Raw genomic sequence first — 19,406 nt, 5'->3', positions numbered from 1 at the left:
CCTTCCCCTGTGGCAAGGGCAATACGAAGAACGACATTTGCTGAGCAAAGCGCGCGCTCCAGTCATTTTGCGACAGCGCGGCGCCGATGAATCGCAGCTCCGCGATAAAGCGCCCTCGCCGGAATAAAAAAACCGCGCCGGGAGGGCGCGGTTCGAGGGTGCGATGCAGAGGTCGCCGCTTATTGCACCGGCTGTTCCATGCCAGCCGTGGTATCGAGCGCCAATTCGGCATTGCCGTCCATCTGATAGATGTCGTCGCGGAACTGGACGATGCCGTCGGGCATGCCCCAGGCGGAGATGTAGACGAAGTAGACCGGAACTTCCGCCGCGAGCTTGATCGGCGTGTTGACGCCGGTTGCGATCACCTGCTCCATCTGCTGGCGGCTCCAGCCGGGGGTCTCGCGCAGCAGCCAGTTCGTCAGGTCGCGCACGTTCTGGACGCGGACGCAGCCCGAAGATTCAAAGCGCATCAGCTTGTTGAACAGACCCTGCTGTGGCGTGTCGTGCATGTACTCGCCGTTCTTGTTGTAGAAGTTGATCTTCGTCGAGGCCATGGCGTTGATCTTGCCCGGATCCTGACGGAACATCAGGTTCGGCGCCTCGCCGTTCCAGTCGACCGTCTCGGGCGCGACTTCGTTGCCCTTGCCGTCGATCAGGCGGATGGCGTTCTTTTCGAGATAGGTCGGATCCTTGCGCATCAGCGGCATGATGTCCTTCTCGACGATCGAGCGCGGCGCGGTCCAGTAGGGATTGAGAATGACCTCGTAGATCTTCGAATTGACGAGATGCGTCGGGCGGCTCAAGCGGCCGACAACCGCGGTATGACGGGTCGCGACACTGCCGTCTTCGACAGCCTCGACATAGGCGGCCGGAATATTGACCATCAGGTGACGGCGTCCCAGGTCTCCGGGGAAGGTCTGCAGACGGATGAGGTTGGTGTTCAGCTGCTGCAGACGGACATCGGCGGGAATGTTCATCGCCTTCAGGGTGAATTCGCCGAGGACGCCATCGGCCGGCAGACCGTGACGCGCCTGGAAGCGCTTGACGGCGCCGTCGACATAGGAATCGAAGGCGCTCGACATGCCGGCTTCGCGCGGCAGGTCGCCGGTGATCGCCAGACGCTGGCGCAGCGCCTGGACGGCGGGATGGCTGACGCCGAGCTGCAGGCGCTGGTCACCGGGATTGACTTCAGGCCAGCCGCCGGCGGACGCGATCTGCTGATACTGCATGATCGCCTGCTGGGCGCTGGCGACCGATTGAGGCCCGAGGATCGGCGTGTTGGAAACGACGGCCGTCGCCGTACGCGAAGCCGCCTTGGCGTCGAACTGGTCGTCCCAGTTGCCGCGCCGCGGCGCGTTCAGGAGCCCATCGAGCGCCGATTGCGCAAATGCAGGTCCGGCAGCAAGCGCGCCGGCGCCAACCGTTGCCGCCGACGCCAGGAAAGCGCGGCGCGAAAGAGCTTCAATTCCGTTTTTCTTCGACATAGTCCCAACCACTGAATGCCGCGATAAAGGAAAGCCGCGGCTCTTTGCGATATCACTGCGCCGTAACGCAGATCTCTGTGCATTCGTTGTCCCGGCGCATCAAAAAATTCCGCTGGTCGCATCACAGAAGCGCGATGCGACAGCCTGAACATTTCCGATCGGTTCAAGCGCCGGTTGTTAAACCTTCCGCTGCCACACCAATATGGCCAATTCGTGTTACCGGCTCGGAAGATAGACCGCCGGCTGCCGGAGACACGACGCAACGAACCATGACGGGCTAGACGGTGCCGGTTAATAACGGCTAAAAAACGGCTTGAATACAGGCGATAACGCTTGCCTGCCCTGCGTTGCAAAGATGCCACGCGGGCAAACGGCAAAACCGGACGCGCAGGGACACGTCCGGTTTTCTGCAACCCTGAAAGGAGGTCAGGGATTTTAGAGACGATACATGATCGAGTCGTTCCAGAAGCGGTCGAGGCGCTGGAGCAGCTTGTTCATCTGGGTGAACTCGTCGGTGCCGATGCCGCCGACCTTGTCGATCGAGGCGATGTGGCGTTCGTAGAGCTTGGCGACCGTCTCGGCGATGTCCTGGCCGGTTTCGGTCAGGCTGATGCGGACCGAGCGGCGGTCGATGCGCGAGCGCTGGTGGTTGATGAAGCCGAGATCGACCAGCTTCTTGACGTTGTAGGAAACGTTGGAGCCGAGATAGTAGCCGCGGGAGCGCAGCTCGCCGGCGGTCAGCTCGGAATTGCCGATGTTGAAAAGGAGCAGCGCCTGGATGGCGTTGACGTCGCTGCGGCCCTGCCGGTCGAACTCGTCCTTGATGACGTCGAGAAGACGACGGTGAAGACGTTCAACAAGATGAAGGGATTCCATGTAAAGATCACGGATGCCCTGATCCTGCTGGTCACGGAAGTTCGATACCGCCTGCGGCTTGATTTTCGTGTTCATATTGACTGCCTCACTGTTTGATTGGCGGTGTCGTTTTCTTCCCGCCTTGAGTGAGACCCTATCGAATACATATAAAATTCGACTTAAACCGCAGGCTTAACGGAGCCTTACTGGAAACCCCACGTTGTCTCAGGGTAAATCAACGCTTACCTGGCGGCGGTGCCGGCGCTTTTCCAGCCACAGCAGCAGGCGGAAAATGCAGTAGACAGCGGCGACCATGAGATGCAGCAGGATGATCAGCTTGTTGGGGCCGAAAATATCCGGCAGCAGGCCATACATCAGCACCTGGCCGCCGGCGGCGAGCACCCAGATGACCGGCCCCCAGGAGACGGTGAGCCATAGGCCGAGGGAGGCGACGGGGAAAAGCACGGCAAGGCTGGTGCTCGCAACCTTCCATGGCAGGCTCAACAGATCGAAGCGGCCGGCGCCGACCAGCGAATAGCCGACGAGCATCGCCCAGTATTGCAGGCCGAACCAGAAGCAGGATAGGGCGACCAGCCTCAGGAAGAGAATGAAGAGGAGATCCGCCAATGTGCGTTTCGGGATCGTCGGGCTATCGGTTTCCATGGCGCAGACATCGGTTCCGGTTGTATCGTCATAAGGGTGTTTTCCGCCGCGGCCAATCGTCCGGTTTGGATTTTCCGGGCGCCATGATAATGAGCGCTCCGATAAATGGAATGGGCCAGGGACAGATATCATGCAGGACAGGACGCATCTCGTCGACGACATCACCGGCCATCGCCGCATGCGGCGTAATCGCAAGGCGGATTGGACGCGCCGGCTGGTGCAGGAGAACCGGCTGACGGTCGACGACCTGATCTGGCCGATCTTCATCGTGCCGGGTTCCGGCATTGTCGATCCGATCGCGGCCATGCCCGGCGTCAACCGCATGAGCATCGACAAAGCCGTCGAAGCCGCACGCGAAGCGGCCGGCCTCGGCATTCCGGCGCTCGCCACTTTTCCGAACATCGAAATGGAACTGCGTGACGAGACCGGCTCGAACAGCCTGGAAGCCAATAACCTGATCAACCAGGCGACGGCGGCGATCAAGAAGGCTGTCCCCAATATCGGCGTCATCACCGACGTGGCGCTCGATCCCTTCACCAGCCATGGCCATGACGGGATCCTGAGAGACGGCGAGATCGTCAATGACGAGACCGTCGACCAGGTGGCGCGCGCCGCCGTGATGCAGGCGGATGCCGGCGCCGACATCATCGCGCCGTCGGAGATGATGGACGGGCGCATCGGCGCGATCCGCATGGCGCTCGACGCGGCCGGACACCAGAACGTCGGCATCATGAGCTATGCGACGAAATTCGCTTCCGCCTTCTACGGCCCCTATCGCGAGGCGATCTCGACCGGCGGGCTGCTGAAGGGCGACAAGAAGACCTATTATATCGACCCGGCGAACGGCACCGAGGCGATCCGCGACGCGGCCCTCGACGTCGAGGAAGGCGCCGACATGCTGATGGTCAAGCCGGGCCTGCCCTATCTCGACATCTGCTGGCGGATGAAAGAGGCCTTCGGCCTGCCGACCTTCGCCTACCAGGTCTCCGGCGAATATTCGCAGATCAAGGCGGCGGCGATGAACGGCTGGATCGACGGCGAGCGGGCGATGCTGGAAACGCTCTTGTCGTTCAAGCGGGCGGGATGTGACGGCATTCTCACCTATTTCGCGGTCGAGGTGGCGAAAATCCTCGGAAAACGGTGAGTGTAGGGCGATTATTGTATTTCGCCCTTCCGACACCATATCAGCGGCATCGCTTTTTCGCAGGAGATCGAGATGAGCTACAACCCCAATCCGCTTTTTGCCGCACCGGAGGACTGGCGCGCCTATAGCGGCGTGTTGAGCCGCCGCGTCCTTGCCTTCATCCTCGACTACCTCATCGTGGCGCTGCTGTGGATCCCCGCAGCGATCGTGCTGTTCTTCCTGTCGATCATCACGCTCGGGCTGGGCTTCCTTCTCTACCCTGCCCTCTTCGTCATCGTCGCCGGGATTTACTTCGGCCTGACCGTCGGCGGACCGAGCCAGGCCTCGCTCGGCATGCGGGCGATGGGGATCGCGATCGTGCGCGTCGATGGACGGCCGATGGATTTCCTGACGGCGATCGTACATCTGGCGCTGTTCTGGATCCTCAACTCGGTGCTGACGCCGCTCATCCTGCTTGCCGGCCTGTTTATCGAACGCAGCCGCCTCATTCACGACCTCTTGGTCGGCACGGTGACGGTGCGCACTGCCTGAGACCATGGCTGAGACCTCGCGGCGGAGACGAAAAAAGTCTCCACCTTCCCTGTGCCCGGGATGACGACGCTCCATATCTAAAATTAGAAGACCGAAATGAAGGGCGGAGACCGCCGCGCTGTTGACGTTTTCTATTCTTAGGTCATGCTGTCAGAAAACGGCACTGTCTCGACAAGGAAATTTCCGCGACAAATGAATACGCAGACGACGCCATCCCCGCAGTTTTATCTGACGGCTCCGGCTGCGTGTCCGTATCTGCCGCATGAGATGGAGCGCAAGGTGTTCACTCATCTGGTCGGCCCGCGGGCGGCCGAGATGAACGACATCCTGACGCAAGGCGGTTTCCGCCGCTCGCAGAACATCGCCTACCGCCCGGCCTGCGAATCCTGCCGCGCCTGTGTTTCCGTGCGGATTCTTGCCCAGGAATTCGAGCCCACGAAATCGATGAAGCGGGTGCTTGCCGCCAATTCCGACGTCATCGCCACCGAGTTCACCGCCCAGCCTTCCAGCGAACAATATTCGCTCTTCCGACGCTATCTCGACTACCGCCACCAGCAGGGCGGCATGTCCGACATGACCGTGCTCGACTATGCGATCATGGTGGAAGACACACATGTGAATACGCGAATCGTCGAATACCGCCGGCGCGAGGAAGGCTCCGGACTGGAAGAGCGGCCGAAGGGCGAGCTGCTTGCCGCGGCGCTGACCGATACGATGAGCGACGGGCTGTCGATGGTCTATTCCTATTTCAATCCGGCGCTCGAGCGGCGTTCGCTCGGCACCTTCATGATTCTCGACCATATCAGGCGCACCAGGGCGCTCGGCCTGCCGCATGTCTACCTCGGCTACTGGGTGCAAGGGTCGCGGAAAATGGATTACAAGACACGCTTTCAGCCGCAGGAACATCTGACTCCGCGCGGCTGGGAACGTTTCGATCCCTCTTCCATGCCCGAAAGCACCCACGATTAGAGCCTTTCCTGGTCAGATTGAAGCATTCTGTTGGCTCAAACGGAGTCGGATGGTCGACCGGCCGGCGCGCGTCGTAGCCCAGCGCTACGGCCAAGCCGGCCGGTCGAGCAGGCGGCCCGTTTCAGCCAACCCGCAGGGCCGGGCATCTTTCCGCCAGGATCAGAGGCGATCGGCTCGGACGTACCTTGGGGTATGCCCATCGCCAATCGCCTCTGCCCTGACGAAAACCTGCTCTGGCAGAATGCTTCAATCTGACCAGGAAAGGCTCTGAAATGTCCACCGCTCGTTCCGACCATCGGAAGGGTCTGCTGCTGACGGCGGTCGGCGGGCTGGCGCTTTCCATGGATATCCCGCTCGTCCGCCTTGGCGATGGCGATATCTGGTCTATCCTGGGCGTGCGAAGCGCAGCCACGGTTCTCGCCACGTTCCTCATCCTTGGCGCAATGCGCCTTGCCTCGGGCAGATGGCCGGTGCTCGTTCCGGGGCGAGCCGGCCTGCTCGTCGGTCTGCTCTATGGCCTCTCCTCCCTCACCTTCGTGCTCGCCGTCTTCAATACGGCCACAGCCAATGTCGTCTTCATCGTCGCCTTCAACCCGATGTTCGGGGCGCTTCTTTCCTGGACTTTTCTTAAGGAGAAGCCACAGGCCGCAACGCTGGTCGCCATGCTGTTCATGGTCGTCGGCGTCGGGCTGATCGTGAGTGATGGGCTTTCCAGCGGCCATTTCTTTGGCGACGCCATGGCGATTGTCAGCGCGCTCATTCTTGCGTCAGCCATTACAATCGGGCGCGCCTCGCGCCGGGACATGGGATTCGTGCCGCTGCTGGCCGCCGTTCTGCCGGCCGCGCTCGGGCTTGCGCAAGCTCTGCCCTCGGGGCTTTCGATCGCCCATCCCGGATGGGTCCTCCTCAACGGCGCCATCGTAATGCCCGTCGCCTTTTGGTGTCTGGCGACCGGGCCGCGCTACCTTTCCGCGCCTGAGGTCGGCATGTTCTACCTGCTCGAAACCGTGCTTGCGCCGATCTGGGTCTGGCTGATCTTTGCGGAAACGCCGGCGACGATGACGCTCCTTGGCGGCGGAATTTTGGTGGCGGCGATCGCCGGGCATTGCTTCTGGATGGTGCGGGGAAGGAGCGTCAGGCCATTGGCGGAATAGACGTTGCCGCCTGTTCGCCCCCATGTTATAACTGCGTTACCACATCAGGAATGAGCAAATGAACGTCACCATCCGCAAGATCGGCAATTCCGACGGAGTTATTATCCCGAAGGAAGTTCTCGACCGTCTTGGATTGAAGACGGGCGACTCGCTGGAATTGCAGATGGAAAACGGCGGCATCAAAATGAAGCCGGTCGATGAGGATCTGTCTCGTCAACTTGAGGCGGCGCGTTATTTCATGGACAAGTATAAGGTCGCCTTGAAAAAGCTGGCCGAATAATGGCCTTCAAATTCCTGACGAGACCCTTGGTGGAAACTCTGCAGAAAATGCAGATCGAGCGCTTCGGCGGTCTTACCGGTCTGCGTGACGAAGACGCGCTGGAATCCGCTCTCGGGCGGCCGATGCACAACGCGCATTATGGCTGCGACGACGCTATCGAACTCGCCGCCGCCTATCTTTTCGGCCTTGCCCGCAACCACGCCTTCGTCGATGGCAACAAGCGGATCGCGATCGTCACGGCAGGCGTTTTCCTTCTCGAAAACGGCTACGAGATCGAAACGACCGATGCCAATCTCTACGCTTTTGTTCTTGCCGTCGCAGCCGGCGAGATCGACGAAGAAGGTGCTGCCCGCTTCCTCAGGGATTTCAGCGTGCCACTCAACCCGTAGCCTTCATCTGCTGCTGTTCCAGCTCCCGGCCGAGCCCTTCCATGATATGCGCCCAGCCTTTCCGGGTCTTTTCCTCGTGTTCGGCCCATTCAGCGCACATTTCGTGGGTCAGCGTCAGACGGCTGCCGCCGCCGAGCGGCTCGATGTCGATTTCGACGCGGTCGCAATTGTGGTCGTGCTCTTCGACGGAGAAGCAGAAGACCATACGGCGCGGGCGCTTCAATTCCAGGAAAACGCCCTGGTGGAAGGCGTCGCCGGTCGGGCGGCGGTCGACGATGAAAAAACGACCGCCGACATGCGGATCGATGTCGGCGCGGATGACGTGACCGTCATCGGTGGCGAACAGGAAGCGGCGGGCGATTTCGGGGTTGAGCCAGGCGTCATACACGACAGCGGGCGACGCTCTGTAGGTATGGCTGACATGCAATTTGATGGTGCTGGCGGGCATCGATTTTCCTCCGGTAGAGCACGCGCGCCTTTCCCAGGCGCACGGGCCACAGCCGTTCCATCCGCCCACAGAACCGGCCTTCTCTTCTTTCGGGTAACAGCAATGAGATAGAGAAGTTCCGACACCCGCCAAGAGTCGGGCGCGGAATTTTTATGGCTCAGAGCATTTCGGTTCTGTTCGAATCAGGAAAATGCTCGGCTCTTCGTTTTCATGCAATTCCAGACAGAAAACCTCTTCGCACTCTTCCTGGAATTGCTCTACCCGGCGAATTTGCCGCTACGCGGAAAACCCTTCGGCACAGTGCGGCCGGCGCTGGCGCGGTCGCCCAGCCATTCGGCAAGCTCGTCCTTGTTCTTCGTGAAGGTGCGGCCGGCACTGTCTTCCCAGACGAGGCCGTCCGATATCGCAAAGCAGCGGACGTCGGAAATGCCGCCATCCTTGTAACGCTGCAGGCGAACGCCCTTGCCGCGCGACATTTCCGGCACCTGCGCCAAGGGAAAGACCAGCAGCTTGCGGTTTTCGCCAACGACGGCGACATGGTCGCCGCTGACGGGCACCAGCAGCTGCGTTTCCTCGGGCAGCGCGACATTCATGATCTGCTTGCCCTTGCGGGTATTGGCGACCAGCTCGGCCTCGGCAACGACGAAGCCGTTGCCGGCTGTGGAGACGATTAGCTGTTTGCGCGCGGGATCGTGGACGAAAGCGGTCAGCACGGCCTGGTCGTTGTCCATGTCGACCATGATGCGCAGCGGCTCGCCGTGGCCGCGACCGCCCGGCAGCTTGTCGCCGCCAAGCGTGAAGGCCTTGCCGCCTGTCGTGACGATCAGGATCTTGTCCGTCGTCTGCGCCGGGAAGGCTATCTTCAGGCCGTCGCCCTCCTTGAAGGTCAGCGTCGCCGTATCGGCGATATGGCCCTTCAGCGCACGGATCCAGCCCTTTTCGGATATGACGACGGTGATCGGTTCCTTCTCGATCATCGCCTGCTGGATGGCTTGCTCATCGGCTTCGGGTGCGTCGGCAAACTGGGTGCGGCGGCGGCCGACCTCGGTCGCCTTGGCGAATTTCTTCTTCACTTCGCCGATTTCCCAGGCAACCGTCTGCCACTGCTTGTCGTCGGAGGCCAGCAGCGCCTCGATCTCGCCCTTTTCCTTGGTGAGTTCGTCGAACTCCTTGCGGATCTCGAATTCTTCGAGCTTGCGCAGAGAGCGCAGCCGCATGTTGAGGATCGCCTCGACCTGGTTGTCGGTGAGATCCCAGCGCGCCACCATGACCGGCTTCGGCTCATCCTCCTCGCGGATGATCTTGATCACCTCGTCGATGTTGAGATAGGCGATCAGCAGGCCGCCGAGGATTTCGAGACGTTTTTCGATCGCGGCCAGACGGAAGCGCGAGCGGCGTTGCAGGACCTCGCGGCGGTGATCCAGCCACTCTTTCAACACCTCGTTCAGCGCCATGACCTTCGGGATGCGGCCCATGGACAGAACGTTCATGTTGAGCGGGAAGCGGCTTTCGAGTTCCGTCAGCTTGAACATCGATTCCATCAGGATCGTCGGATCGACGCTCCTGGATTTCGGCACCAGGACGACACGGATGTCCTCGGCCGATTCGTCGCGGATATCTTCGAGCAGCGGCAGCTTTCGCGCGATCAGCAGCTCGGCGATCTTCTCGATCAGCCGCGACTTCTGCACCTGGAAGGGAATTTCGGTGATGACGATCTGGTAGCCGCCGCGGCCGAGATCCTCGGTCTGCCATTTCGCCCGCACACGGAAACCGCCGCGACCGGTGCGGTAGCTCTCGATGATGCTGTCGCGGCTGTCGATGATGATGCCGCCGGTCGGAAAATCCGGGCCGGGAATGAATTCGACAAGCTTTTCGACGGTTGCATCGGGATGCTTGATCAGATGCAGGGCGGCGTCGCAAAGCTCATGGGCATTGTGCGACGGGATCGAGGTCGCCATGCCGACGGCAATGCCGGAGGAGCCGTTGGCGAGCAGGTTCGGGAAGGCGCCGGGAAGGACGACCGGCTCGGAATTCGATTCGTCGTAGGTGTCGCGGAAGTCGACGGCATCCTGATCGATGCCTTCGAGCAGCAGTTCGGAGACCGCCGTCATCTTCGATTCGGTGTAACGCATGGCGGCCGGGCTGTCGCCATCGATATTGCCGAAATTACCCTGGCCGTTGACCAGCGTGTAGCGCTGCGAGAAATCCTGGGCGAGACGGGCAAGCGCATCGTAGATCGACTGGTCGCCGTGCGGATGGTAATTACCCATCACCTCGCCGACGATCTTGGCGCATTTCCTGAAGGCCGAGGTTGGCCTCAGACCCATCTCGTTCATCGCATAGACGATGCGGCGATGCACGGGCTTCAGCCCGTCGCGCACGTCAGGCAGAGCGCGATGCATGATGGTCGACAGCGCATAGGCGAGGTAACGCTGCTCGAGCGCCGCCTTGAGGTCGACCGGTTGGATATTATCGTCGTCTCCGCCGGAAGGCGGCAAAATCTCTTGTCCCATGGGTCTTGACTAGCCCAGAAGAGGCCGGCGGGCAAGGAATCCGGGGTATTGCAGCTGTGGATGAAGTCTTGGGACTGACATCAAAGGATGGGACAAACCCTTCGCCGCAATTTGGACTTCGTTTGCCGTTCCTTTCAACGGAAATTTAGAAGTCCGCAAATATAAAGCAGGCCAATCCGTAGTAGCGTAACTGCAGAGTTCCAACCGCCACCACGCCACCAGAGGAATCACCCCATGAACATTTACCGGACAACGCGGCTGATGCTGTCGGGCGCAGCCTTTTTCTCGCTCGCCGGCTCGGCCTTCGCTCTCGATGGCGCCAATCTCTTGAAGAAGATCAATGCCGCCTATGAAGCGCAAGGCGGAACGATCTCCGCTGACGGCGTCAATATCGACGGCACGACCGTGACGTTGAAGAATGTTACGTTTAAGCCGACCGGCGGCGAAAGCCTGCCCATCGGCGAAGTCACCCTGTCCGGCGTCGAAGAAGACGAGGATGGCGGCTATTACATCGAAGAGGCGGCCTTCCCCGACATCAACAAGACGGGAGATGGCGTAACCGTCACGGCGCAGGAGCTGACGCTCGGCGGCATCTCCGTCCCGGCAACGTCAGGCGGCGACACGCTCGACACCATGATGCTTTACGAGACCGCCCATACCGGCCCGCTGAAAGTGGTCAAGGACGGCGCGGAAGTGTTCTCGGTGCTTCAAAGCGACATGAATCTGACGCTGCGCGAGGACGAATCCGGCTTCGATTTCGACGGCGCCTTCAAGAGCATGAAGGCCGATCTCAGCAAGACCGACGATCCCAAGACCAAGGATGCGATCGAGAAACTCGCCCTGCAGCACGTCCAGGGCGACATCACCATGAAGGGCGCCTGGGAGCTCGGGCCCGGCACGATCGACGTTTCGGAAATCGCCTTCGACTTCACCAATATCGGCAAGCTCAACCTCGGCTTCAAGATCTCCGGCTATACGATGCCCTTCGTGAAGTCGATGCAGGATGCGATGAAGGAGTCCGAAGCCAATCCGAACAAGGAACAGGCGCAGCAGGCGCTCGGTCTTGCCATGCTGGGTCTGATGCAGCAGCTGTCCTTCGAAGGCGCACAGGTGCGCTTCGAGGATGCCTCGATCACCAAGCGGGCGCTCGATTATGCCGGTGCTCAGCAGAACATATCAGGCAAGCAGATGGCGGATTCGCTGAAGGCGATGACGCCGATCATGCTGGCGCAGCTCAACATCCCGGAACTGCAGAATGCCGTTTCGGCCGCCGTCAACACCTTCCTCGACGACCCGAAGAGCCTGACCGTCAAGGCCGCCCCTGAAAAGCCGGTGCCCTTCCCGACGATCGTCGGTGCCGCCATGGGCGCTCCGAACACGCTGCCGCAAGTGCTCGGCGTCAAGGTTTCGGCCAACGACTGATCGCTTTGATCTGACCACGAAAAGGCCCGGCCGTTCGCACCGCCGGGCTTTATCTTTTTGAAGGCGACCTCTCTCCGGCCTCATCCTGAGGTGCCCCCGCAGGGGCCTCGAAGGACGAGGCTGGCCACCGAGGTTCATCTTGCAGCGCGGTGGTGCCGGGCCGTAAGGAGGCCGGTCGGCGCTTTGCAGCCTGTTATATCAGTCCTTCTTGACCGGCGGGATCGGCCGGATCGAGAGCTCGCGCAGCTGCGTCGGGGTTGCCGGGGTCGGCGCGCCCATCAGGAGGTCCTGGGCCTGCTGGTTCATCGGGAACAGCGAGATCTCACGTAGGTTCTTGGCGCCGACGAGCAGCATGACGATGCGGTCGATGCCGAAGGCCGCACCGCCATGCGGCGGGGCGCCGTACTGGAAGGCGCGGTAGAGACCGCCGAAACGATCCTCGACGTCCTGCTGGCTGAGGCCGACCTTCTCGAAGGCGGCGACCATGGTTTCCGGCGACTGGTTGCGGATCGAGCCCGAGGCGATTTCGAAGCCGTTGCAGACGGCGTCGTACTGGAAGGCCTTGATCGTCAGCGGATCCTGGTTCTGCAGCGCATCGAGGCCACCCTGCGGCATCGAGAACGGGTTGTGGGCGAAATCGACCTTCTTCTCCTCGTCGTTCCATTCGAAGAAGGGGAAGTCGACGATCCAGCAGAGTTCGAAACGGTCGCGGTCGACGAGGTTCAGTTCCTCGCCGGCCTTGGTGCGCGCTTCGCCGGCAAACTTGTAGAATTTTTCCGGCTCGCCGGCGACGAAGAAGCAGGCGTCGCCATCGCCGAGGCCGAGCTGGGTGCGGATCGCTTCGGTGCGCTCCTCGCCGATGTTCTTGGCGAGCGGTCCCGCACCTTCGAGCTTGTCGTTCTCGCTGCGCCAGAAGATATAGCCGAGGCCGGGCTGGCCCTGGCTCTGCGCCCAGGCGTTCATCCGGTCGCAGAAGGCGCGCGAGCCGCCGGTCTTTGCCGGGATCGCCCAGATCTGAACCTTCGGGTTGGAGGCGATCATGCCGGCGAAGACCTTGAAGCCGGAGCCGGCGAAATGCTCGGTCACCGCTTCCATGACGATCGGGTTGCGCAGATCCGGCTTGTCCGTACCATATTTGCGGATCGCCTCGTCATAGGGGATGCGCGGCCATTCCTTGGTGACCGGCTTGCCTTCGGCGAACTCCTCAAAAATCTGGGTCATCAGCGGACCCATGGTGTTCCAGACGTCTTCCTGGGTGACGAAGCTCATTTCGAGGTCGAGCTGGTAGAATTCGCCCGGCAGGCGATCGGCGCGCGGGTCTTCGTCGCGGAAGCACGGCGCAATCTGGAAATAGCGGTCGAAACCGGCAACCATCAGCAACTGCTTGTACTGCTGCGGGGCCTGCGGCAGCGCGTAGAAGGTGCCGGGATGGATGCGCGAGGGAACGAGGAAGTCGCGCGCGCCTTCCGGTGAGGAGGCCGTCAGGATCGGCGTCGTATATTCGGTGAAGCCGACAGCGCCCATTTCGCGGCGCATTGCCGAGATGACCTGGGTGCGCTTGACGATGTTCCGGTGCAGCGTTTCGCGGCGAAGATCGAGGAAGCGGTATTTGAGGCGGACGTCTTCAGGGTATTCAGGCTCGCCGAAAACCGGCAGCGGCAATTCCTTGGCGGCGGAGAGCACTTCGATCTCTTGAGCATAGAGCTCGATCTCGCCGGTCGCCATGGTCTTGTTGACGGTGTCTTCGGTCCGCGCCTTGACGAGGCCGTCGATGCGGATGACCCATTCACCACGCACGGTCTCGGCCAGCTTGAAGGCCGGGCTGTCGGGATCGGCGACCACCTGGGTGATGCCGTAGTGGTCGCGAAGGTCGATGAACAGAACGCCGCCATGGTCGCGAACGCGATGGACCCAACCGGAGATACGGACGGTCGAGCCGACATCCGTCTTGCGGAGGGCGGCGCATGTGTGGCTGCGATAGCGATGCATGATCTCAATTCCTGGCATGTGGCTTAAGACGGCAGCAAGGGTTCAAAGGCCCTCAAGCGCCGACAAGAAAATCGGGCGGAAAAGCGCATGGACGCTCCGATTTGTCAAGGCTTGGCGCGTCCTCGCCGCGCGATTGGCACGCGTTTATGGCGAAGCTGCGGCCCGCATGCTGCGGCAGTTTGGCCGCGCCTGCCGTATTGATGAAGATGTCGGTCAACTTTAAAAGGAGGTGCATTTTCATCGTGGAGCCCCGCATGCCTTTGCTGACCCGCCGTAACCTTCTCAGGGCATCCGCCGTCGCGGGCGCCTACGGCGTCGGCATGGGCATTGCCGGCAAATTGGGGCTTGCCGCGGCCGCACCGGAGCCGCAGCTGCTGACGGCTGTGAAGACCGAGGCCATGCTGACTGAGGCGGGACCGACCCGGGACGTCATGAGCTGGGGTCACGACGGCATGCCGCCGGTTCTGAGGTTGACGAAGGGGCGGCCCTACGCGGCACGGCTGAACAACCAGCTGGACGAGCCGACGACAATCCACTGGCATGGGCTGCGCATCGACAACCGCATGGACGGCGTGCCCTTCGTGACCCAGCCCTATATCTATACCGGCGACAGCTTCGACTATGCTTTCACCCCGCCCGACGCCGGCACCTTCTGGTATCACCCGCACTGCAACACGCTGACGCAGATCGGCCACGGCATGACCGGCATGCTCGTGGTCGAGGACCCGGCCGATCCCGAATTCGATGCCGAGGTGCTGCTGAACCTGCGCGACTGGCGCCTTGGCGGCGACGGACAGTTCATCGCCCCATTCCGTCCGCGCGATGCCGCCAAGAGCGGCACCTACGGCACGGTGCGCACCGCCAACTGGCATCGGGAGCCGCAATATGACGCGCCGGCCGGAGGGCTGGTGCGGCTGCGCATCGCCATCACCGACGTGACGCGCATTTTCTCGCTGACGATGGCGGGCGCCGATGCGACCGTCATCGCCATCGACGGCAATCCGGTGCCGAAACGCTTTCCCCTCGAGCTCCTGCAGATCGGGCCTGGACAGCGGCTCGACCTTGCCGTGCGCATGCCGGACGGCGAAGGCGCCGTCGCCACACTGGAAGATATCCGCGGCACGACGCCGAAGACGATTGCCAGCCTGCGTGCCGTCGGACAGTCATTGAAACGCAATATCGGCGATCTCGGCCCGCTTGCAGAGAACCCCGTTCCGAAGGCTGATCTTTCCGCCGCCGAAGAGATCCCGCTGGTGTTGAGCGCCACCGCGGAAAATGCCGCCGTCGAGAGTATCTGCGGCACGCTCGGCTACAGTTTCTGGGCGATCAACAAGGTGCCCTGGCCGGGCGACACCCCCGATCCGACGGCGCCGCTGGCGGAACTGAAGCTCGGCAAGAGCTATGTCTTCAATCTGGAGAACACCACGCCGCACGCCCATCCGATCCATCTGCACGGAATGAGCTTCACGGTGATCTCCTCCTCGACGCGGGAGGTGATGTCGCTCGTCTCCGACACCTACCTCGTCCAGCCGGACGAGAAGGTGCGATTGGCCCTCGTCGCCGACAATCCCGGCGACTGGGTGCTGCATTGCCACATCATCGAACATCAGAAGACGGGCATGACCAGCTATGTCAGAGTGAGCTGAAGCATTGCTTTGCCTCAGTTTGGACGTGATTCTTCGTCAGCAGTGCGCGAAGCTTATGCTGTTGTATTGACATATCGAAGCGAAAGGAGAAGGAAGGTTCAACCGACCTTTTCCTTGCGAATGAATTGATATGATCGAAACCACCGCCGATTTGGCGGCCGCCTGCAAAGAGCTGGCCAAGTCCGACTTCATTACCATCGACACCGAATTCCTGCGTGAGACGACCTTCTGGCCGGAGCTCTGCCTGATCCAGATGGCCAGCCCGACACTGGAAGTTCTCGTCGATCCGCTGGCCAAGGGCATCGACCTCGCCCCCTTCTTCGAGCTGATGGCCGACACCAAGGTGCTGAAGGTCTTTCACGCGGCGCGCCAGGACATCGAAATCATTTTCAATCGCGGCAATCTCATTCCGCATCCGATCTTCGACACGCAGGTTGCTGCCATGGTCTGCGGTTTCGGCGACAGCGTCTCTTACGATCAGCTGGTCAGCCGCATCAAGAGCGTCCATATCGACAAGTCGTCGCGCTTCACCGACTGGAGTCGCCGGCCGCTCTCCGACAAGCAGCTGGAATATGCGCTGGCCGACGTTACGCATCTGCGCGACGTCTATCTGTCGCTGAAGGCCGAACTCGATCGCGAAGGCCGTACGTCCTGGCTCTCCGAGGAAATGGATATTCTCGAGGCGCGCGAAACCTACGACATGCATCCCGACGATGCCTGGCAGCGGCTGAAGATGCGATTGCGCAAGCCGCAGGAGCTGGCGATCCTGAAATATGTCGCCGCCTGGCGCGAGCGCGAGGCGCGGGCGCGCAACGTGCCGCGTTCGCGCGTATTGAAGGACGATGCGATCTATGAGATCGCCCAGCAGCAGCCCAAGGATGCCGAAGCGCTCGGTCGCCTGCGCACCATTCCGAAAGGCTGGGAGCGCTCCGCTTCCGGCACGGCGGTCGTCGAAGCCGTCAATGCGGCGCTCGCTCTTCCGAAGGCAGATATGCCGCATGTGCCGCGGCAGACGCAGGCGCCGGAGGGCGCAGCTGCCGCCGTCGAGCTGTTGAAGGTGCTGTTGAAGCTGATCTCGGAAAAACACGGCGTCGCGCCGAAGGTGATCGCCAACAGCGAGGATCTCGACAAGATCGCCGCTGATGGCGAGAAGGCCGACGTCGCTGCCCTGCACGGCTGGCGGCGCGATCTTTTCGGCGAGCCGGCGCTGCAGCTGATCCAGGGCCAGATCGGACTGCGATTTGCCGGCCGGAAGGTTGAAACCGTCGCGCTCTAACACCAAATCGAATTCGCTTGACGCTGTTTTCCCAGCTGAAACAATGGCCGGGCGAAACTGCGAAGCGAAGGGGCGGCATGCGGGAAATATCTCCGACGCAGAACTGGATCCTGATCGTCCTCGTCCTGGCGGCGAGCGGCGTCGTCTATGATTCGATGTTCTACTCCGATCAGACGCCGGTCATCGGGGCGATCTTCGCTCTGTTCATCGGCATGCCGATCATCGCCTTCGAGCGCAAGGTGCTGTTCCGCGGGCTCTACCGGCGCATCCAGAAGCTGCCGACCTTCGCCTTCATCATCACCGAACTGGTGATCTACGAAATCCTGATGAGCATCGGTTTTGCCTGCGCCGGCCTGCTGCTTCGCTCGCTCGGCGTGCTGAAGCCGTCGTCGCTCATCGAGCTCGTCATCATGCCGTTCGACGTCTTCCTCTATGCCCTTGCCGTCTGCTCGGCGCTGATCTTCATCCTGCGCGTACGGGAGCTGCTCGGCCGCGAAGTGTTCATCAGCATGCTCATCAGCCGCTATCGCAATCCGGTCAAGGAAGAGCGTGTCTTCCTGTTCATCGATCTCGTCGATTCGACGGCTTTTGCCGAAAAGCATGGCGACCTCCGAGCACAGCAGCTGCTGAGCTCGCTGTTTGCGACCTTCGCCGAGCCGGTCCGGCGCCACAAGGGCATGATCAACGACTATGTCGGCGATGCGGCGATCATTACCTGGCCGCTTGCCCGCGGCGTCAAGGATGCGCGCTGCGTGCGCTGCATCTTCGATATCATCGCCGATATCGAAGCCAATGCCGCCGGCTGGCGGAAAAATTACGGACAGGTGCCGAAGCTTCGCGCCGCTCTTCACGGCGGCGAGATCATCACCGCGGAAGTCGGCGTCGACCACCACAAGATCAGCTATTTCGGCGACACGGTGAATACGACCGCCCGGTTGGAGACGCTCTGCCGCAGCCTGAACCGACAGGTGCTGATCTCCGCGGAGCTTGCCCGGCGCATGACCTTTCCCGGCGACATTTCCTGCGACGATCTCGGCATCCATGCCGTCAAGGGACGCGGCCAGGCGCTCGGCGTCATGGCACTTTCCTCGCGGGCGGTGACCGTGCTCAACACCCCCGCGGTCGTTCTGCACGGCTGAGCAACGCTCTTATCACCCCGTCACCAAAGCTTCACCCAACCGTCAATTCGCTGACACGGAAGCCCTGCTAAGCGGAAGCCATTCGCATCCGTTCCATGGGGATATTATGAAGAACGTCCTTTTTGCTTCCGTATCGCTTTTCATTCTGATTGCCGGCCCCGTTTCGGCCGATCAGCAGCAATTCCCGGCCAAGCTCGCCGGCCAGGCGATCCTGCCTGCCAACACCATGGTTGCGGCTCCGGCCGACGCCCCCGACTTCCTCAAGCATTCCGGCAAGTTCACGACGCCGGACCGCAAGCGCACCGAAGCGCTCGGCACCGTTCCCGGCAAGGACGGCGCACGTGTGACCGACCTGAAGCTTCCGTTCGACGGTCAGCCGATCCAGGGTTTCTCGGGCATCAAGACGATGGCCGACGGCACCTTCTGGACGCTCTCCGACAACGGCTTCGGCTCCAAGGCCAATTCTTCCGACTCCATGCTGTTCCTGCATGAGATGAAGTTCGACTGGGCCGCCAACAAGGCTGAAGTGGTCAAGAACCTCTTCCTCTCTGACCCGAACAAGATCGCTCCGTTCCCGATCGTGCTCGAAGGCACCGACACGCGCTACCTCACCGGCGCCGACTTCGACATCGAATCGATCCAGCCGGTTGCCGATGGCTTCTGGCTCGGCGACGAGTTCGGCCCCTATATCCTGAAATTCGACACTACGGGCCGTCTGACCGATGTCATTGCGACCACGCTCGACGGCAAGCCGGTGCTGTCGCCCGACAATCCGCTGATCCAGCTGCCGGGCAATCCGGCCGCGAAGATGCCGGTGTTCAATCTGAAGCGCTCCGGCGGCTTCGAAGGCCTTGCCATGTCGAAGGACGGCGCCAAGCTCTACGGCCTGCTCGAAGGCGCCATTTACAAGGATGACGGCCAGTTGGAAACGGCCGACGGCCACACCGCCATCCGCATCATCGAATTCGACGTCGCCGCCAAGAAGTGGACCGGCCGCAGTTGGCTCTATCCGTTCGAGGACAAGGGCGTGTCGATTGGCGACTTCAACATGCTCGACGATGCGACCGCCCTCGTCATCGAGCGCGACAGCGGCGCCGGCACTTCCGACAAGGCCTGTGCCGATCCGAAGCAGCCGAAGCCGGATTGCTTCGAAGCACCGGCCGTGCTGAAGCGCGTCTACAAGATCGAGTTCAACGACGCCAATGCCGGCAAGGCCGTCCGCAAGATCGGCTATATCGACCTCCTGAACATCCAGGACCCCGACAACAAGAAGAAGGCCGGCGCCAAGGACGGCATCTACGACATGCCGTTCGTGACGATCGAAAACGTCGACCGCGTCGACGCCACCCACATCATCATCGGCAACGACAACAACCTGCCCTTCTCGGCCGGCCGCGCGGTCGACAAGGCCGACAATAACGAGTTCAGCCTGCTTGAGGTTGGCGAGTTTTTGAACGCGAAGTAAGTTGGGTTTGATGTGAGATGGAGGGGCGGTGCGTGAGCG

Annotated in this window: 18 protein-coding genes; 11 read left to right on the top strand and 7 right to left on the bottom strand. The window is 61.5% G+C overall.

Annotated features, from left to right (window positions below; all coding sequences use genetic code 11):
• Positions 1 to 179 precede the first annotated feature (179 nt).
• The 3 genes from CO655_RS08330 to CO655_RS08320 form a co-directional block, all read right to left on the bottom strand.
• A complete protein-coding gene (locus CO655_RS08330; RefSeq protein WP_097664338.1) occupies positions 180 to 1,484 on the bottom strand; it encodes a L,D-transpeptidase family protein in 1,305 nt (434 codons plus the stop codon).
• A 435-nt stretch (positions 1,485 to 1,919) separates the two neighbouring features.
• Entirely contained in the window at positions 1,920 to 2,435 is a 516-nt protein-coding gene (locus tag CO655_RS08325; RefSeq protein WP_004673822.1) for a MarR family winged helix-turn-helix transcriptional regulator, read from the bottom strand.
• Between the two features lie 129 nt (positions 2,436 to 2,564).
• Entirely contained in the window at positions 2,565 to 3,002 is a 438-nt protein-coding gene (locus CO655_RS08320) for a DUF6163 family protein (RefSeq protein WP_064682151.1), read from the bottom strand.
• A 130-nt stretch (positions 3,003 to 3,132) separates the two neighbouring features.
• Here CO655_RS08320 and hemB point away from each other — a divergent pair, with 130 nt between their 5' ends.
• The 6 genes from hemB to CO655_RS08280 all read left to right on the top strand — a co-directional run bounded on the left by hemB (position 3,133) and on the right by CO655_RS08280 (position 7,469).
• Positions 3,133 to 4,146, top strand: a complete 1,014-nt coding sequence (gene hemB, locus CO655_RS08315) for a porphobilinogen synthase (RefSeq protein WP_097581704.1) — start codon at positions 3,133 to 3,135, stop codon at positions 4,144 to 4,146.
• A 72-nt stretch (positions 4,147 to 4,218) separates the two neighbouring features.
• Positions 4,219 to 4,677 (top strand): RDD family protein, encoded by a 459-nt coding sequence (locus CO655_RS08310; RefSeq protein ID WP_009994177.1) that lies wholly within the window; start codon positions 4,219 to 4,221, stop codon positions 4,675 to 4,677.
• Between the two features lie 192 nt (positions 4,678 to 4,869).
• Positions 4,870 to 5,646 (top strand): arginyltransferase, encoded by a 777-nt coding sequence (locus CO655_RS08305; RefSeq protein WP_097664337.1) that lies wholly within the window; start codon positions 4,870 to 4,872, stop codon positions 5,644 to 5,646.
• A gap of 272 nt (positions 5,647 to 5,918) precedes the next feature.
• A complete protein-coding gene (locus CO655_RS08290) occupies positions 5,919 to 6,800 on the top strand; it encodes a DMT family transporter (RefSeq protein WP_097664336.1) in 882 nt (293 codons plus the stop codon).
• 58 nt (positions 6,801 to 6,858) lie between these two features.
• Entirely contained in the window at positions 6,859 to 7,080 is a 222-nt protein-coding gene (locus CO655_RS08285) for an AbrB/MazE/SpoVT family DNA-binding domain-containing protein (RefSeq protein WP_097606420.1), read from the top strand.
• The gene (locus CO655_RS08280; RefSeq protein ID WP_097664335.1) at positions 7,080 to 7,469 is read left to right on the top strand and encodes a type II toxin-antitoxin system death-on-curing family toxin; all 390 of its coding nucleotides are present in this window, start codon (positions 7,080 to 7,082) and stop codon (positions 7,467 to 7,469) included. The genes CO655_RS08285 and CO655_RS08280 overlap by 1 nt, the downstream gene beginning before the upstream one ends.
• Here CO655_RS08280 and CO655_RS08275 read toward each other — a convergent pair.
• Positions 7,459 to 7,917, bottom strand: a complete 459-nt coding sequence (locus CO655_RS08275) for an SRPBCC domain-containing protein (RefSeq protein ID WP_097606418.1) — start codon at positions 7,915 to 7,917, stop codon at positions 7,459 to 7,461. The genes CO655_RS08280 and CO655_RS08275 overlap by 11 nt on opposite strands.
• Positions 7,918 to 8,174: 257 nt before the next feature.
• The gene (gene parC / locus CO655_RS08270; RefSeq protein WP_097664334.1) at positions 8,175 to 10,430 is read right to left on the bottom strand and encodes a DNA topoisomerase IV subunit A; all 2,256 of its coding nucleotides are present in this window, start codon (positions 10,428 to 10,430) and stop codon (positions 8,175 to 8,177) included.
• Between the two features lie 234 nt (positions 10,431 to 10,664).
• Here parC and CO655_RS08265 point away from each other — a divergent pair, with 234 nt between their 5' ends.
• Entirely contained in the window at positions 10,665 to 11,852 is a 1,188-nt protein-coding gene (locus tag CO655_RS08265; RefSeq protein ID WP_097664333.1) for a hypothetical protein, read from the top strand.
• A gap of 198 nt (positions 11,853 to 12,050) precedes the next feature.
• Here the strand turns inward: CO655_RS08265 and aspS are convergent, their stop codons facing one another.
• A complete protein-coding gene (gene aspS / locus CO655_RS08260; protein ID WP_097606415.1) occupies positions 12,051 to 13,841 on the bottom strand; it encodes an aspartate--tRNA ligase in 1,791 nt (596 codons plus the stop codon).
• A gap of 52 nt (positions 13,842 to 13,893) precedes the next feature.
• Positions 13,894 to 14,082, bottom strand: coding sequence for a hypothetical protein (locus tag CO655_RS08255; protein WP_141514296.1), 189 nt, complete (start codon positions 14,080 to 14,082; stop codon positions 13,894 to 13,896).
• A gap of 13 nt (positions 14,083 to 14,095) precedes the next feature.
• On the opposite strand from CO655_RS08255, the gene CO655_RS08250 reads away from it, so the two are divergent.
• From CO655_RS08250 to CO655_RS08235, 4 genes are all read left to right on the top strand, one after another.
• A complete protein-coding gene (locus CO655_RS08250) occupies positions 14,096 to 15,487 on the top strand; it encodes a multicopper oxidase family protein (RefSeq protein ID WP_097664331.1) in 1,392 nt (463 codons plus the stop codon).
• A 130-nt stretch (positions 15,488 to 15,617) separates the two neighbouring features.
• Entirely contained in the window at positions 15,618 to 16,763 is a 1,146-nt protein-coding gene (gene rnd / locus CO655_RS08245; protein WP_097606413.1) for a ribonuclease D, read from the top strand.
• 77 nt (positions 16,764 to 16,840) lie between these two features.
• Positions 16,841 to 17,902, top strand: coding sequence for an adenylate/guanylate cyclase domain-containing protein (locus tag CO655_RS08240; protein WP_097664401.1), 1,062 nt, complete (start codon positions 16,841 to 16,843; stop codon positions 17,900 to 17,902).
• A gap of 106 nt (positions 17,903 to 18,008) precedes the next feature.
• On the top strand, positions 18,009 to 19,367 hold the full coding sequence (locus CO655_RS08235) for an esterase-like activity of phytase family protein (protein ID WP_097664330.1): 1,359 nt from the start codon (positions 18,009 to 18,011) through the stop codon (positions 19,365 to 19,367).
• The last annotated feature ends 39 nt before the right edge of the window (positions 19,368 to 19,406 follow it).

The sequence above is a fragment of the Rhizobium sp. M1 genome (assembly GCF_002531805.1).
Classification (GTDB): Bacteria; Pseudomonadota; Alphaproteobacteria; order Rhizobiales; family Rhizobiaceae; genus Rhizobium; species Rhizobium etli_C.
The sequence above is the reverse complement of the archived record's forward strand: the minus strand, read 5'-3'. Positions and strand labels throughout refer to the sequence as shown.